Source organism: Bradyrhizobium sp. LTSP885 (assembly GCF_000938305.1).
GTDB lineage: Bacteria > Pseudomonadota > Alphaproteobacteria > Rhizobiales > Xanthobacteraceae > Bradyrhizobium.
Window position 1 is genome coordinate 1 of the sequence record NZ_JYMT01000039.1, and the last position, 15,839, is coordinate 15,839.

The window sequence follows — 15,839 nt, forward strand, 5'->3', positions numbered from 1 at the left end:
CGGCAATCGCGGCATCATCCATGATCCCGCGACACGGACGCTGTTGAACAAGCGCTGGTCGACACCGGCATGGATCACCTGCGTCTGCGAGTTCAGGGGATGGCGGCGCAAGGTGATGAGCCGGCGGAGCTGGACCGAACTGTTCTTCCTCGATGAAGCCACCGCGTTCGCCGCCGGCCATCGGCCCTGCTTCTTCTGCCGCCGCGACGACGCCAAGCGTTTTCGCAGCTGCTGGGAGGAAGGCAACGGCGTCGCCGGCCTCAGCGCCAAGGCGATGGATACGGTGCTGCACGCCGAGCGCCTCGATCACGGCAAGAAGCGGCTGCATCCGCTATCGATACCACTGCACGAGCTGCCCGACGGCGCGATGGTGCAGGCGAACGGCGAGAGCTATCTCGTCGCCGGTGGCACGACGCTGCGCTGGTCATTGGCCGGCTATCTCCGCGCCAATGTTACCGGTCCGGTGATGCTGCTCACACCGCCGTCGACGATCCGCGCGTTTCAGGCGGGTTATCGGCCGATGCTGCATCCGAGCACAAGCTAGTCGCGAGCGCTGTCAGCGCAGCGGCTTGCCCTGCTCGTCGACGCTCATGCGGGAATCCCGCAGCGTCCATTCCTTGATGATCCGGCGACAGCGCGCGATGTCAGGCGTGTCCTGCGTCACGGACGCTTGCGCCGCGCGCGCGACCATGTCCCGGCACGCATTGAGCTGGTCGCGCTCGCCGCCATATGCAGGCCACGTCGCGGCGAGCAATGCTGCCACCCCGGTGATACGAAGGGCTGTCACTTAGCCCAACCGCTGCCGTGCCAGTTTTGCGCCGGCGCCGAGTGCAACCAGCTTGGCTTCCGCGATGTCCCGCCGCATCGGTGCCATGCCGCAATTGGTTGTTGCGACGATGTTGCCCTTCGGCACGAATTTCGACACCGCCTCGATCACCTTGACGACGTCCTCCGCGGTCTCGACCTCGTCGCTGGCGACATCGATCACGCCGGCCTGCACGATCTTGCCCGGCAGCAGCGCCAGCAGTTCGAGAGGTACCTTCGAATTGCGGCATTCGATCGCGACCTGCTGGATCGCGCTCTTGTCGATGACGGGGAACGTGTCTTCATATTGCCGCCACTCGCCGCCGAGCGTCTGCTTCCAGTCTGTGTTGGCCTTGATGCCGTAGCCGTAGCAAATGTGCACCGCGGTAGCGCAGGTTAGGCCCTCGGCCGCGCGCTCCAGCGCCTTGATGCCCCAGTCGCGGACCTCGTCCATGTAGACGTTGAAGGCGGGCTCGTCGAACTGGATCATGTCGACGCCGTCGGCCTGCAGCGCCTTCGCTTCCTCGTTCAACAGCTCGGCAAAGGCGAACGCCATCTTGACGCGGTCGCCGTAATATTGATCGGCGATGGTGTCGATGATGGTCATCGGGCCGGGCAGGGTGAACTTCAATTTGTTCTTCGTGTGCGCGCGGGCGACCCGGGCTTCGCCGTCGTGGACTCGGCCCTTGAGCCTGAGCGGCGCGACCACCTGCGGGACCATCGCTTTGTAGCGGTCCTTGCGGATGGCGATCTCGACCTTGTGGGCGAAATCGATGCCCTCGATCTTCTCCAGGAAGCCGTGCACGAAATGCTGCCGCGCCTGCTCGCCCTCGGTGACGATGTCGACGCCGGCATCCTCCTGGAGCTTGACCGCCAGCATGGTGGCGTCGCGCTTGGCGCGGGCGAGTTCGGCGCCTTGCAACTTCCAGGGCGCCCACAGGACGTTCGGCTCGGCCAGCCATTCGGGCTTGGGCAGGGAGCCTGCGATCGTGGTTGGAAATAGCATGGGAGCCTCCCGGTCGGTTCGGATTGAGCGCCTGTCTGCCATGTCTTATGGTGGAGGTACAGAACAACAAAAGTCTTTGTGACGGGGAACAAGGAAACCAATGATCGACCTGCACTACGCGCCGACGCCGAACGGCTGGAAAATCTCGATCATGCTGGAGGAGCTGGGGCTGCCCTATCAGGTCATCCCGGTGAACATCCGCGCCGGCGAGCAGTTCCGCCCCGAATTCCTGGCGATCAGCCCCAACAATCGCATCCCCGCGATCGTCGATCATGCGCCGGCCGATGGCGGCGGGCCCTTCTCGGTGTTCGAGACCGGCGCGATCCTGATCTATCTCGCCGACAAGACCGGCCGCTTTTTGTCGCAGCAGCTGCGTGCGCGGTCGACCGTCATCCAGTGGGTGATGTGGCAGATGGGCGGCCTCGGTCCGATGCTCGGCCAGCACGGCCATTTCGCGCTCTATGCGGCGGAGAAGATTCCCTATGCGATCGAGCGCTATCGCGATGAGGCGGCGCGGCTCTACGGCGTGCTCGACCGCCAGCTTGGCAAGACCGGCGCCTACATCGCCGGCGACGACTATTCGATTGCCGACATCGCCTGCTTCCCCTGGACCATGACGCACAAGGCGCAGGGCTTTACGCTCGACGACTACGCGAACATCACGCGCTGGTACGCAGCCGTGCGCGCCCGCCCGCAGGTGCAGGCGGGGCTGGCGATCGGAAAATTCGTCAAGGAGCCGTTCGATGAGGAGGCGCGCAAGAACATGTTCGGCGCGAAGGCGAGAGAACTCGTGGAGAAACGGTAAGACACCACCAAGTCGTCATTGCGAGGAGCGTTAGCGACGAAGCAATCCACGCTTCCCCAAGCGGCGCGATGGATTGCTTCGCTTCGCTCGCAATGACGGAAGATAGAGTAATTCAACAACAACAAAGGAAACGCCATGATCGAATTCTTCTTCGACTGTTCGAGCCCCTGGACCTATCTCGCCTGGCACAACATCCAGCCATTGGCGAAGGAGTTCGGTGCCGAGATCGCATGGCGGCCGATCCTGGTCGGCGGCATCTTCAACACCGTCAATCCGTCGGTCTATGCCCAGCGTGAAACGCCGGTACCGCTGAAGGCACGCTACATGAAGAAGGATCTCGCCGACTGGGCGCGTTCGGCGGGACTTGCGATCAAGATGCCGCCAACGGTGTTCCCGGTGAACTCTGTGAAGGCGATGCGCGGCTGCATCTGGCTCGCCAACGACAACATGGTGCCGTTCGCGCGCGCCGCGTTTGAGGCCTATTGGGGCGACGACAAGGATATCTCGCAGGATGCGGTGCTGAGCGAGATCTGCGGCAAGGTCGGCATCGATCCGGCAAAATTCCTTGCCGGCATCGGCGAGCAGGCGATCAAGGACCAGCTCAAGGCCAACACCGAGGAGGTGATGGCGCGCGGCGGCTTCGGCTCGCCGACTATCTTCATTGGCAAGACCGACATGTATTTCGGCAACGACCGTTTGCCGCTGATCCGCGAAGCGCTGGCGCGCCTCAAGGCGCGGGCCGCCTGATGCCGAAAGCCGTTGTCTGCCGCGAGCTCGGGCCGCCCGAGCGTTTGCAGCTGGAAAGCTTTGCCTCGGCGCCGCTGAAGCCGGGCGAGGCTCGTGTTGCGATCCGTGCCGCCGGGATCAACTTTCCTGACATTCTGATGGCCGCCGGAGAGTATCAGCTCAAGCCGCCGCTGCCGTTCACGCCGGGCTCGGAAGCCGCCGGCGATGTCGTCGAGGTCAACGATGCCAAGGGCGTCGCGGTCGGCGACAAGATGATCGTCAAGATGCGCTTTGGCGCCTATTGCGACGAGACGGTGGCGGTGCCGTCGCAACTCGTGCCGCTGCCGTCGACCTTCGACTATGCGGAGGGTGCCACGTTCCTTGCCGCGCACGGCACCGCGCATCATGCGCTGATCGACCGCGGGCAGATCAAACCGGGTGAGGTGCTGCTGGTCCACGGCGCCGGCGGCGGTGTTGGCCTTGCCGCAGTCGAGATCGGCAAGCTGCTTGGCGCTACCGTGATCGCGGCAGCCTCAAGCGAGGAGAAGCTCGCGATTGCCAAAAAGCGCGGCGCCGACCATCTCGTGCTGTACGAACGCGAGCCGTTCCGCGATGTCGTCAAACGCCTCACCGACGGACGCGGCGCCGATGTGGTGTTCGATCCCGTCGGCGGTGAGGTGTTCGAGAACTCGATGCGCTGCATCAATTGGGGCGCGCGCATCCTTGTGGTCGGCTTCACCGGCGGCATCGGGCTTGCCCGGACCAATCTCCTGATGATCAAGGGCGCCAGCGTGCTCGGCGTTCGCGCCGGTGAGGCGGTACGGAAGAACCCCGCGCTCGGCGAAGTCAGGATCAAGGCGCTGAGTGCGTGGGCGGAAGAGGGCCGGGTGCGGCCGAACATCTCACATCGCCTGCCGTTGGAGGATTATGCGAAGGCAATGCGGCTGTTGATCGAGCGCAGGGCGATCGGGCGCGTGGCGTTGATCACGAGATGAAGGATTGTCGGGCGGCTCTTAGCGTTGCGACCGGCGGCCGGCTTGCTCCCGGCGCAGCCACTCCTTCACGGCATCCCCCATGGTCTTCTTCTTCCCGCCTTTCAGCCACGCCATGAATGCGCGATCGAACTTGAAGTGATCGCCGCATTCGGCGGTGAAGAAACGTCTTACGTTCTGGGTGTTGCGGTAGGTTTCAGTAATGTGGGTTTGATGGGTGATTGGGTCGCTGTGCCAATCGAATGCTTTCATTTCATCCTCCCGAGGCTACGCCAAGTTCGTTCTGCCAAACCGGCCGCCCTTTAGAAACGCAATCGTCTGTTCGATTGCCAGATCGTTTCGCACGAGCCATGGATGGGTGGTGCCGATGACGATGTGGTCGGCCATGCCGTCGAGTTTCGTATTCGCAACCGACACGCGCCCATCATGCGGCCGCGGTAGCAACGCTGCACCCACCGGATAAATCGAGCGGTTGCCCGCGATGATACCGACGGGATAATCGACCGCAGGCAACGTCGCATTGGTGGCGGCGTCGCGACGGGTGACGAGCTGCTGACCGGCGGGGCCGAAGAAGGCGCGGAAGGCCGAGAGGTTCTTCAGGCGGTCGGCGATCTCACTGCCGCCGTTCGGCGTGCCCAGCATCACGACGCGGCCGAGCCGCAGTGGACGATGTCTTGCAACATAGGCGCGGGCAAGCAGCCCGCCCATGGAGTGGCAGACGAAATGGACGGAGCCGTCGAGGCCACTCGCGAACAGATCGACCGCGGGATGGATATCCTCGGCCAGCGCGTCGAGCGCCTTCCGTCGGCTCTCGTAATCGAGATTGAACGTGGCAAAACCGTTGGTCTGCAGCGCCAGCTCCATCTTGCGGAACGAGCGCGCCGTCCTGCTGATGCCGTGCAGCAGGACGACGCCGTCAGGTGTCGACGTCGCGGGACGCCGTTCGCTCACTGATAGTCGCGCTCGTGCCACCACGGGAAATAGTCGGGCATGTCTGATGACACCTTGTTCTTGAACTGCGCCGGGCGCTTTTCTAGGAACGACACCACGCCTTCCTTGACGTCGTCGGAGCGGCCGCGAGCATAGATGCCGCGGCTGTCGACCTTGTGCGCCTCCATCGGATCGTCGGCCCCCATCATGCGCCACATCATCTGGCGGATCAGCGCCACTGACACCGGCGCGGTCTTGGCGGCGATCTCCTTGGCGAGCGCGCGTGCGGTCGGCAACAAATCATCCGGCGGCACCACCTTGCTGACCAGCCGGCCGGCGAGCGCTTCCTGCGCCGGGAAGACGCGGCCGGTGTAGCACCATTCCAGCGCCTGCGAGATGCCGACGATGCGCGGCAGGAACCAGCTCGAGGCGGCTTCCGGCACGATGCCGCGCTGGGAGAACACGAAGCCGAAGCGCGCAGCTTCGGACGCGATGCGGATGTCCATCGCAAGCTGCATGGTGACGCCGATGCCGACCGCGGGGCCGTTCACGGCAGCGATCACCGGCTTCAGGCATTTGAAGATGCGGAGCGTCACCTGGCCGCCGCCGTCACGCACCTGCGGATCGCTGTAGTCGACCTTGCCGTCTGCGAGCCGCTTCACCGGGCCACGCCGCGCGTCGCGATCGAAGGTGTTGGCGCCCGACGACAGATCGGCGCCGGCGCAGAAGCCGCGGCCTGCGCCGGTGACGATGATCGCCCTGACATCGTCGTCCTTGTCGGCCACGTCGAACGCGGCGATCAGCTCCTGCTGCATCGTGGCGTTGAAGGCGTTGAGCTTGTCGGGCCGGTTCAGCGTGATGGTGAGGATCTGCTCGGCGACCTCGTACTTGATCGTCTCATACGCCATGGGGATGATTTCCTCTCGGGTTTCTTGTCTGAAGAGCGCGACGCGCATCTTCATCCAGATAACCCGGCAATGCATCCCTTGGGAAGAAGTCGGATGCGCGGAGCGGTCCCGCGCATCCGACTTGCGTTGAGGCGCTACTTCTTCGGCGGCGCCGGCCAGGGCTTCTGCGCACCGCGCAGGCCTTCGAACGCCTTGCCCATGCCGAGCACGCCGATGTCGTCGAAGCGGCGGCCGACGATCTGCACGCCGATCGGAAATCCGCGTTTGTCATAGCCACCATTGATCGAAAGCGCCGGGTTCTCCGACATATTCCACGGCACGGTAAAGCCGATGTGCTCGAACGGCTTTGCCGGGTCATTGAGGGGTGAGGCGAACTCCGCCGGGAAATTCACCACCGGCGACACCGGCGAGATCACATAGTCGAACTCGCAGAACAGTTTTGCCGCCGCCGCACGGAGCGCCATCGTCACGTTAAAGCCACGCACGACGTCGACGCCCGACAGCTTCGCACCGGATTCGCCCCATTTGAGGATATAGGGCAAGGTCTTTTCGCGGGTCGCAGCCGGCAGCTTCGAGAGATCGTCCCACATTCGGGCGCGCCAGAAATTGTCGAGACCCTCCAGCATCTCCTGGGTCAGGATGCCGTCGGTCTCGGTGATGACAGCGCCTGCGGATTCGAACGCCTTCGCCGCCTTGACCACGACGTCGCGCACGTCCTTCTCGAGTTTCTGGCCGGCGCCAGCATCGAGCATCAGGCCGATGCGCAACTTGCGCGGCGACTTCTCCAGCGCCTTCCAGTTGACCTCGATCGCGGGCAGGCTCATGCCGTCGCGGCGGTCGGGACGCGACAGCACGCTCATCATCAGCGCGGCGTCGTCGATCGTGCGGGTCATCGGGCCGGCGACACGGCCGACATAGGCCGGCTCGATCGGAACGCGGCCGAGACTCGGCTTCAACGCAACGAGGCCGCACCAGCAGGCCGGCAGCCGCACCGAGCCGCCGATATCGGTGCCGAGATGCAGCGGGCCGTAGCCGGCCGCGCCGGCAGCGCCCGCGCCGGAACTCGATCCGCCGGGGTTCTTGCTGACATCCCAGGGATTGCGCGCGAGCGCGTGGAACGACGATAGCCCCGACGACAGCATGCCGTAGTCCGGCATCGTGGTCTTGGAGAAGATCACGCTGCCGGCTTCGCGCAACCGCGCGGCGGGTGGTGCGTCCTTCGCCGCCGGCGCGAGTGTGACGCTCGCCGCGCCCAGTGGCACCGGCTGGTCCTTGGTCGCGACGTTGTCCTTGATGGTGACGGGAACGCCGTCGAGCGTCCCCACCGGCTCGCTTTGCTGCCAGCGCTCGGTCGAGGCCTTGGCGACCTTGCGCGCCCCGTCGGGGTCGTAGAGATACAGCGCCTTGATGTGCGGCTCCCACGCCGCAACATGGGCGATGACCTCTTCCAGGACTTCCGATGGCGAGAACTGCTTGGCTCGATAGCCGGCGAGCAGGTCGACGGCGGAGAGATCGTGCAGCGAGGTAATGGTGTCCCGTTTCGGTTTATGCATGGGCACCCACCGGCATACGTTTCTCGATGATGCGGGCGAACATGCTGGCGCCGATCGGCAGGATCTTGTCGTCGAGAACGTAACCGGGATTGTGCACGGGAACCGAGCCGTCATGACCGACCCAGAAATAGGCGCCGGGAATCGCCTGCATCATGTCCGCAAAATCCTCGCTGCCCATCTTCGGGGTGGTGCGGGTCATCACCTTGGCGGGATCGACGACGGTGCGCGCGACTTCCTCGACCACGCGGGACTGCTCTTCCTGGTTCACCAGCACGCTGAACGTATCGCGGATGTCGACCTCGATCTCGACGTCGAAGGTCGCGGCGATGCCGGCGCAGACTGTACGCATCCGCTTGGCGATCAGCTTGCGGATATCGTCTGAGAAGGTGCGCACGGTGCCGCACAGCCAGGCTTCGCCGGGAATGACGTTATAGGCCGAGCCGGAGTGGATCTGCGTGATTGACAGCACCGCCGCCTGCAGCGGATCGACGTTGCGGCTGACGATGGTCTGCAGTGCTTGGGCGACGGTGGTCGCGATCACAACCGCGTCCTTGGAGCGCTCCGGCATCGCGCCATGCGCGCCATAGCCGTGAATCTTGATATCGAAGAAGTCGGCGGCGGCCATCGCCGGGCCGGGCAGGATCGCGATCTCGCCGTGATTGAGGTCGGGGGCATTGTGCAGGCCATAGACCTCATCGCAGGGGAATTTCTCGAACAGGCCGTCCTTGATCATCTCGCGCGCGCCGCCGAGGCCTTCCTCGGCCGGCTGGAAGATGAAATGCACGGTGCCGTCGAAGTTGCGCGTCTCGGCGAGATAGCGCGCGGTGCCGAGCAACATTGTGGTGTGGCCGTCATGGCCACAGCCATGGAAGCGGCCCGGAATGGTCGAACGCCACTTCAGATTGGTGTTCTCCTCCATCGGCAGCGCGTCCATGTCGGCGCGCAGGCCGATCCGCTTGGTGCCGTTGCCCTGGCCCTTCAGAACGCCGACCACGCCGGTGCGGCCGAGACCGCGATGCACCTCGATGCCCCAGCTCGTCAGCTTGTCGGCGACGATGCCCGAGGTACGAACCTCCTCAAACCCGATCTCCGGATGCGCATGCAGGTCCCGTCTGATGGCGGTGAGTTCGTCAGCAAAGCCGTCGATGCGGTCAATGGTTGGCATGGTCTCTATCCGTTTGTGCGTGATGGGGAGGTGGGCGTGAATACGGGGCCGTTGGGCTTTATACGGATGCCGGGCCGCAAATGTTTCCACGGCAGCGAGGCGGTATCCGCCGGCATCGCGCCGGGTGCGGCACAGATCAGGAGCTTTGCCGCGATCGGCTCGAAATCGGCGCGGAAATGCACCGAACTCTTGTTGACGAGGATTTTCTCAGTCGTGGGCTCGATGCCGACGTAACGATACATCGCCTGATCGGCGAGCTGGGCCTTGTAGGAGCCGACGACGACGCGCACATCGCCGATGCGCAGGCAGGCTGATGGCCCCATGTCCATGTCGCGCCCGCCGTAAAACGGACCCGGCGCAAGGAACTTGCCGTCCGAAAGCTGTTCGACGACGAAGGTTTCCCGGTACGGCGCGTCGCCGGCAATGCCGGACTTGCCGCCGAGGTCGAGCGTGACGGTGGCGCCGACGCCGGCCACATGCGCCGCCTTCGCCGATTGCGGATCGAAGATCACGCCGGTGGCTGCGCTGGCCTTGTTGCGCACCAGTGCCCGCAGCATGCCCGTGGTGTCGGACGTGCCGCCGGCGCCGGGATTGTCCTGGGTGTCGGCGATGACGACCGGCTTCGTCGCCGATTTCGCCAGCTCCATCGCCAGCCGCACGCCCTCGTCGGGCGAATAAATCCGGCCATCGAAATCGTCTTCATGGCTTTCGACCAGCGCGACGACCTTGTCGGCGGCGGTATCAGCATCGGCCTGGGTGCGGCCGTAGGCGAACACGCTCGGCCCGCAATCCCGGAAATCGGCGGCCGGGAATCCGAACGCAAACGAAAGCGTCGGTACCGCGTCGCTCTCGAGCGCCGCAAGCTTCTGGTAGATCTCCTTGGCTGGCTGGTCGTTGGTGCATTGCCAGCTGATCGGGATCAGGAACGGCAGTTGCCGGAAGGCTTTTGCCAGGCGCTGCCTGGTCTTCAGCAACAACGCCAGATGCCTCGCGCAGGCGCGGCCGGTGTCGGCCATGTCGACATGCGGATAGGTCCGATAGGCAATCAGCGCATCGGCATGCGCGATCATCTCGGGCGAGACATTGGCATGCAGGTCGAGGCTTGCGACCAGCGGAACGTCGTTGCCGATCACCTTGCGCACGCGGGCGAGGATTTCGCCTTCGCCATCGTTGAAGTGCTCCGTCACCATCGCGCCGTGCAGGTCGAGATAGACCGCATCGATCGGCCCGGCGGCGGCAATGCCGTCGACGATCTCCTTCACGATCCGCTCGAAGGCGTCCTTCGTCACATGCGCCGACGGGGTCGCGCCGGCCGCAACCGTCGGAACGAGATCCCAGCCATTGGCCTCGGCGGCCTCGACGAAACCGGCGAGGCCGGCATTGATCCGGCGCATGACCTTCAGCACGTCGGCGCCATGCGTCATCGATGGCCAGCCGCCGCCATGCACGAAATCGTCATAGGTCGCCTTCGTCGGCGCGAAGGTGTTGGTCTCGTGCAGGAAGCCGCCAACGGCGATGCGGGTCATCAAGTCGGTCTCGACGTGTTTCTTAGCGCGCGACGTTAAGCGTGTCGTCGCGCCAAGCGCAAGCCATCGAGCACTTCCGGATTTGCATGCCGCATGGGCGTATCGAATGGTCTAAGGCTTCGAATGGCTAAGGCTAAAGGCTTAGGCGGTTGCCACAATGCCTTGCGAAACCGGGCGAAAATTCGCGAAGTCCCAGCCGCGTCCGGGGGCCGCTTCGAGAAGTGCGCGGGTGTAGGCCTGTTGTGGATTGGTCAGCACCTCGGCCGCCGGTCCCTGTTCCACGACACGGCCATGCTGCATCACGACGACCTCGTCGCAGATTTGCGCGGCGACGCGCAGATCGTGGGTGATGAACAAGAGCGCGATGCCGAGCCGCTTCTGGATTTCGTCGAGCAGGTCCAGCACCTGTGCCTGCACCGACACGTCGAGCGCGGACACCGCTTCGTCCGCGACCAGCACGTCCGGATCGAGCGCCAGGGCGCGGGCGATCGCGATGCGCTGGCGTTGGCCGCCGGAGAACTGGTGCGGAAAGCGCGAGATGGCGTCGGGCGGCAGGTGGACCAGCTCGAGCAGCTCGCGCGCCCTGGCAAGTGCGTCCTTGCGCGGCGTGCCGTAATTGATCGGGCCTTCCGCGATGCTCTCGCCGATCGTGACGCGGGGATTGAGGGAGCGGTAGGGGTCCTGGAAGATGATCTGGATCTTCTTGCGATGCGGCTGCAGCAGCCGCCGCGACAATTCGGAGATCTCGCGGCCGACCAGCCGCACGCCGCCGGAGGTCGGGTCGATCAGGCGGACGATGCAGCGCGCCACGGTCGATTTGCCGGAGCCGCTTTCGCCGACGATGCCGAGCGTGCGGCCCTTGCGCAGGGTGAGGGTGACGTTCTGCGCGGCGGCGACCTCGCGGGCTTTGCCGAACAGGGATCGCTCCCGGTAGACCTTGCCGAGCTCGTTGGCCTCCAGCACCACCGGCTCGCTCGTCGCTGCGCGCGGCGCGCGCGGCACGAGGCTCGGCACCGCGGACAACAGGTTGCGGGTGTAATCCATCTGGGGCGTGCGCAAGATATCGTCGAGCCGGCCGGTCTCGACCAGCCGGCCATGCCGCATCACCGCGACGCGATCGGCGATCTCGGCGACCACGCCCATGTCGTGGGTGATGAACAGCACCGCGGTGCCGTGGTCGCGCTGCAGATCGCGGATCAGAGCGAGAATCTGTTTCTGCGTGGTGACGTCGAGCGCCGTGGTCGGTTCGTCCGCGATCAGGAGCTTTGGCTCCAGCACCAGCGCCATCGCAATCATGATGCGCTGGCGCTGCCCACCCGAGAGGCGGTGCGGGAACGAGGAGAAGATGCGCTCCACGTCCGGCAGCCGGACGTGCTCCATCATTGCCAGGATCTTCTGCCGCCGTGCGCGGGCATCGAGATCGGTGTGGGTGCGCAACACCTCGTCGATCTGGCGGCCGACCGGCACCACCGGATTGAGCGCGGTCATCGGCTCCTGGAAGATCATCGCCATCCGTGTGGCACGCAACTGGCGCAGCCGCCGGTCGCTGGCCTCTAACAGTTCTTCGCCGACCAGTTTGACGCTGCCGCCTGATGGCACCAGCATGCCCTTCTGCAGCAAGCCCATCACCGTCAGCGAGGTCACGGATTTGCCCGATCCGCTTTCACCGACGAGGCACAGCGTCTCGCCTTCGTGCACCTGCACCGAGAGATCGTCGATGATGCGCGGACTGCCCGACCTCTTGCCGAGACCGACGACGAGATTGTTGATGTCGAGGACGACGTTGTTCATCGGATCGGCTGCGGTCACTTGCCCTCACGCTGTTTCATACGGGGATCGAGCGCGTCGCGAGCGGCGTCGCCGATCAGGTTGATGCTGAGGATGGCGATCGAGAGCAGTAGCCCTGGCCAGAAGATCAGCGACGGCTTGATCTGAAAATAGGAGCGGCCTTCGGCCATGATGTTGCCCCAGGTCGGCGTTTCCGGCGAAATGCCGGCGCCGAGGAACGACAGGATCGCCTCGGTGAGGATCGCCGACGCGCAAACATAGGTGCCCTGCACGATCAGGGGCGCGATCGTGTTCGGCATCAGATGCCGCCACATGATCTTGGGCAGGCTGGAGCCGACCGAGATCGCGGCCTCGACATAGGGTTCCTCGCGCGCAGTCAGCACCACCGAGCGCACCAGCCGCGCCACGCGCGGGATTTCGGGGATCGTGATCGCGATCATCACGGTCCAGATGCTGGCACCCGACAGCGACACCACGGCGATCGCAAGCAGGACAGCGGGAATCGCCATCAAGCCGTCCATCACGCGCATCATCACGGCGTCGACCCATCTGAAGAAACCGGCGACGAGGCCGATCAGGAGTCCGACGCCGACCGAGCAGACGGCGCTGCCGAGCCCGATCAGGAGCGAAATCCGCGCGCCGTAGATGATGCGCGACAGCACGTCGCGGCCATAGGCGTCGGTGCCGAGCAGGAATTGCGCGCTTGAGGGCTTCAGCCGCTGCGCCGGCGCTAGCAGCAGCGGATCGTGCGGTGCCAGCAGCGGCGCGAAGATCGCCATCAGGATGACGAGGGTGAGGCAGACCGTCGCAACCGCGATGATCGGCGTTGCCGTGAGGAAACCGAATTTCACCCGGAACGGACGGGTGACCGGAATCGAGGACTCGGGGAGGGTTTCGATCGCCATCAATCAGTACCGGATACGAGGATCGAGCAGGACGTAGGAGAGGTCGATCAAGAGATTGACCGCGACATAGATACCTGATGTCAGCAGGATCATCGCCTGGATCACGGGATAATCGCGCGCCAGCACCGCGTCGACGGTGAGGCGGCCGATGCCGGGCAAATTGAACACGCTCTCGGTGACGACGACGCCGGAGATCAGCAGCGCGAAGCCGGAGCCGATCACGGTGATGACCGGCACCGCCGCGTTGCGCAGCGCGTGGCGCAGCAGCACGCCGGACTCGCCGATGCCCTTGGCGCGGGCAGTGCGCACATAGTCTTCGCCCAGCACGTCGAGCATCGAGGCTCGCGTCATGCGCGCGATCAGCGCGACATAGATGAAGGAGAGCGTGCAGGTCGGCAGGATGATGCGCTCGAAGAACGGGCCGAAGCCGGCCGAGATGCTCTTGAAGCCCTGTACCGGCACCCAGCGCAGATCGATCGCAAAGACCTGGATCAGCACGTAGCCGATCACGAACACCGGCACGGAGAAGCCGAGCACCGACAGACCCATCACGAAGCGGTCGATCCAGGTGCCGTGCTTCCATGCCGCGATCACGCCAAGCGGCACCGCGACCAGGATCGAGAGCACCATGGTGGTCAGCGCGACCGAGATCGAGGGCTCGACGCGCTGGCTGATCATCTTCAGCACTGGCACGTTTGATATCAGCGAGACGCCGAGATCGCCATGCAGCAGTTTGGCGACCCAGGTGTAGAACTGGACATAGATCGGCTCGTTCAGCCCGAGCGAGGTCCTGATACGCTCGAGTTGCTCGGGCGTTGCATTGTCACCGGCGAGGATCGCGGCGGGATCGCCTGGCGTCAGCCGCAACAGGAGGAACACGAACAGCGCCACCACGCCCATCACGGGAATGGCAGCGAGAATACGGCGAATGAGATAGCCGAGCATCGAGCTATCTCCTGTCGACAGACGCTGCGAAGCGAAGGCTGGGCCGCATCATACTCATGGTGTCCCCGTGATGTGTGTCATGCGCTTCTGCGTCGTTGCGCTGGAGCCGAGCGCGGAAGTGATGAATTTGCAGGCAAATACTGTGCCAATGGCGGCGTTATATCAAGGTGCGGTTCAGGCCGCTTGAAACCCGGCGAGGGCGAGGTGGCGCCCGTACCCAGGCCGTCTCGACGGGTGCTAATCGTGTTCTCCCTCTGATCTGAAGCTGCGCTCTCGCATTGCACATCCTGTATTGGACCATCGACCTGAAACGATAGGTCCGTTCACATTCTCATCACGCCGCACCAGTTGGCGACGAACAGCGCGATGCTCTGCGTTGTCTTGCGAAGGCTGTCGAGCTCGACACGTTCGTTGAACGCATGCGGGCCGATCCCGTAAGGACCATAACAAAGTGCAGGGATGCCGTAGTCGACGCAATAGTAACGCGTGTCGTTGACGGCCGTGGACAGGCGCTCCTGCATCGGAGCCCGGAAGACGGATTGATGGGCGGCGGACAGAGCCGCTTCCGCCTCGCTTCCGGGCTCGCACACGGCTGGGTCTGCCTGAAAACCACTCCACACGAGCTCGGCCGGATTGTCGGACAGGAAGTCGTCGGCCTTGTGCGCCTCGACCAGGCATTCCTCGATGCCACGCATCGCCTCTCGCGGCGTCTCGCCCGGCAGGAGACCGAGCCGGCAATCGAGTTCGCACCAGGCCGCGGTCGAGCTTGCCCAGTCGCCGCCCTTGATGATGCCGACGTTGAACTTGATCGGATTTTTGACGCCACGGAACCGGCTGTTGTCGAGCGCCCGGGCATTGAGCGTTTTGGTGTAATCCTGGAACGCGCGCACCAGATGCATGGCCGACAGGATGGCGCTGGTGCCGGCCTCTGAATAGGCGACATGCACCGGCGTTCCGCGCACGCGCAGGCGAAACCAGATGGCGCCGACCTGGGCGCGCGTGATTGTGTGTCCGGTAGGTTCGGGAATCAGGCAGGCATCGGCGCGATAGCCGCGCATCAGGGTCGACAATGCGCCGTTGCCGGTACTCTCCTCCTCGGTCACGGTCTGCAGATGGACGCGCCCGTTCGGCGCATATCCGGCGCCTCTGATCGCATCGAGCGCGAAGATCATGGCCGAGACACCGGCTTTCATGTCCTGCGCGCCGCGCCCGAACATCCAGCCGTCGCGCACGTCGGCGGCGAACGGCGGCTGGTCCCAAAGGTCGGCGGGGCCTTCCGGCACCACATCGATATGACCTTGCAAGATCAGGCTGCGCCCGCTGCCTTTGCTGCCGGTCGTGGCGACAACCTGCTGCGATCCGGCAAGATCGATGCCGTCCATCGGCGCCGCCTTCGGATGGCTCATCAGGTTGACGTCGGCGAGGCTGAACGTATCGACGTCGTAACCGCGTTTTGCGAATTGCTCGGCCAGCCATCGCTGTTGCGGCGCTTCCTGTCCGCGCAAGCTGCGGAACTGCACCATGCGTGACAGGAACGCGATCTGATCGTCGAAGTTTCGGTCGACGGCCGCACACAGTTCTCCGGCAATCTGATCCGACTTGGTCAACGTCTCAGTTGTCATGTCTTGCCTTTTCTGGAGCCCTGTACGGAAGCTTGGCGATCTCTGTATGGACAGCCATGTCATGCGCGTGCGCCAGCGCAATGCGCATTGTCCGCTCCTGAGATGGCTCGCTTCTCCCCAGCATAAAGCTAATCCTTGTCACGCGGTGGTTCTCGGCAAATTCC

The 15,839-nt window shown here is 64.4% G+C and carries 16 protein-coding genes; 4 read left to right on the forward strand and 12 right to left on the reverse strand.

The window, feature by feature from the left end; genetic code table 11:
* On the forward strand, positions 1-544 hold a 544-nt coding region (locus UP09_RS38195), incomplete at its 5' end, for a hypothetical protein (RefSeq protein ID WP_044541265.1).
* A gap of 12 nt (positions 545-556) precedes the next feature.
* Here the strand turns inward: UP09_RS38195 and UP09_RS26390 are convergent.
* Positions 557-787 (reverse strand): hypothetical protein, encoded by a 231-nt coding sequence (locus UP09_RS26390; protein WP_052833220.1) that lies wholly within the window; start codon positions 785-787, stop codon positions 557-559.
* Positions 788-1,810: a methionine synthase gene (locus UP09_RS26395; RefSeq protein ID WP_044541266.1), complete on the reverse strand. Its 1,023-nt coding sequence runs from the start codon at positions 1,808-1,810 to the stop codon at positions 788-790.
* A gap of 100 nt (positions 1,811-1,910) precedes the next feature.
* Between UP09_RS26395 and UP09_RS26400 the strand changes: the two genes are divergently transcribed.
* From UP09_RS26400 to UP09_RS26410, 3 genes are all read left to right on the forward strand, one after another.
* Entirely contained in the window at positions 1,911-2,615 is a 705-nt protein-coding gene (locus UP09_RS26400; RefSeq protein ID WP_044541267.1) for a glutathione S-transferase N-terminal domain-containing protein, read from the forward strand.
* A gap of 135 nt (positions 2,616-2,750) precedes the next feature.
* On the forward strand, positions 2,751-3,362 hold the full coding sequence (locus tag UP09_RS26405; protein ID WP_044541268.1) for a 2-hydroxychromene-2-carboxylate isomerase: 612 nt from the start codon (positions 2,751-2,753) through the stop codon (positions 3,360-3,362).
* Positions 3,362-4,336 carry an NADPH:quinone oxidoreductase family protein gene (locus tag UP09_RS26410; RefSeq protein WP_044541269.1) on the forward strand — a complete coding sequence of 325 codons (975 nt, stop codon included), beginning with the start codon at positions 3,362-3,364 and terminating at the stop codon, positions 4,334-4,336. The genes UP09_RS26405 and UP09_RS26410 overlap by 1 nt, the downstream gene beginning before the upstream one ends.
* Before the next feature lie 18 nt (positions 4,337-4,354).
* Here UP09_RS26410 and UP09_RS26415 read toward each other — a convergent pair whose 3' ends face one another.
* The 10 genes from UP09_RS26415 to UP09_RS26460 form a co-directional block, all read right to left on the reverse strand.
* On the reverse strand, positions 4,355-4,585 hold the full coding sequence (locus tag UP09_RS26415; RefSeq protein WP_044541270.1) for a DUF6434 domain-containing protein: 231 nt from the start codon (positions 4,583-4,585) through the stop codon (positions 4,355-4,357).
* 15 nt (positions 4,586-4,600) lie between these two features.
* On the reverse strand, positions 4,601-5,284 hold the full coding sequence (locus UP09_RS26420; RefSeq protein WP_044541271.1) for an esterase/lipase family protein: 684 nt from the start codon (positions 5,282-5,284) through the stop codon (positions 4,601-4,603).
* Positions 5,281-6,171 carry a crotonase/enoyl-CoA hydratase family protein gene (locus UP09_RS26425; RefSeq protein WP_044541384.1) on the reverse strand — a complete coding sequence of 297 codons (891 nt, stop codon included), beginning with the start codon at positions 6,169-6,171 and terminating at the stop codon, positions 5,281-5,283. Before UP09_RS26425 ends, UP09_RS26420 begins: the two co-directional genes overlap by 4 nt.
* A 134-nt stretch (positions 6,172-6,305) precedes the next feature.
* On the reverse strand, positions 6,306-7,724 hold the full coding sequence (locus tag UP09_RS26430; protein WP_044541272.1) for an amidase: 1,419 nt from the start codon (positions 7,722-7,724) through the stop codon (positions 6,306-6,308).
* Positions 7,717-8,889, reverse strand: a complete 1,173-nt coding sequence (locus tag UP09_RS26435; protein WP_044541273.1) for a M20 aminoacylase family protein — start codon at positions 8,887-8,889, stop codon at positions 7,717-7,719. The genes UP09_RS26430 and UP09_RS26435 overlap by 8 nt, the downstream gene beginning before the upstream one ends.
* A 5-nt stretch (positions 8,890-8,894) precedes the next feature.
* Positions 8,895-10,415, reverse strand: a complete 1,521-nt coding sequence (locus tag UP09_RS26440) for a M81 family metallopeptidase (RefSeq protein WP_044541274.1) — start codon at positions 10,413-10,415, stop codon at positions 8,895-8,897.
* Between the two features lie 141 nt (positions 10,416-10,556).
* Positions 10,557-12,206 carry an ABC transporter ATP-binding protein gene (locus tag UP09_RS26445; protein ID WP_044541385.1) on the reverse strand — a complete coding sequence of 550 codons (1,650 nt, stop codon included), beginning with the start codon at positions 12,204-12,206 and terminating at the stop codon, positions 10,557-10,559.
* A gap of 14 nt (positions 12,207-12,220) precedes the next feature.
* Entirely contained in the window at positions 12,221-13,108 is an 888-nt protein-coding gene (locus UP09_RS26450) for an ABC transporter permease (RefSeq protein WP_044541275.1), read from the reverse strand.
* A gap of 3 nt (positions 13,109-13,111) precedes the next feature.
* The gene (locus UP09_RS26455; protein WP_044541276.1) at positions 13,112-14,053 is read right to left on the reverse strand and encodes an ABC transporter permease; all 942 of its coding nucleotides are present in this window, start codon (positions 14,051-14,053) and stop codon (positions 13,112-13,114) included.
* Positions 14,054-14,376: 323 nt separating this feature from the next.
* Positions 14,377-15,675, reverse strand: coding sequence for an ArgE/DapE family deacylase (locus UP09_RS26460; RefSeq protein WP_044541277.1), 1,299 nt, complete (start codon positions 15,673-15,675; stop codon positions 14,377-14,379).
* Between the last annotated feature and the right edge of the window lie 164 nt (positions 15,676-15,839).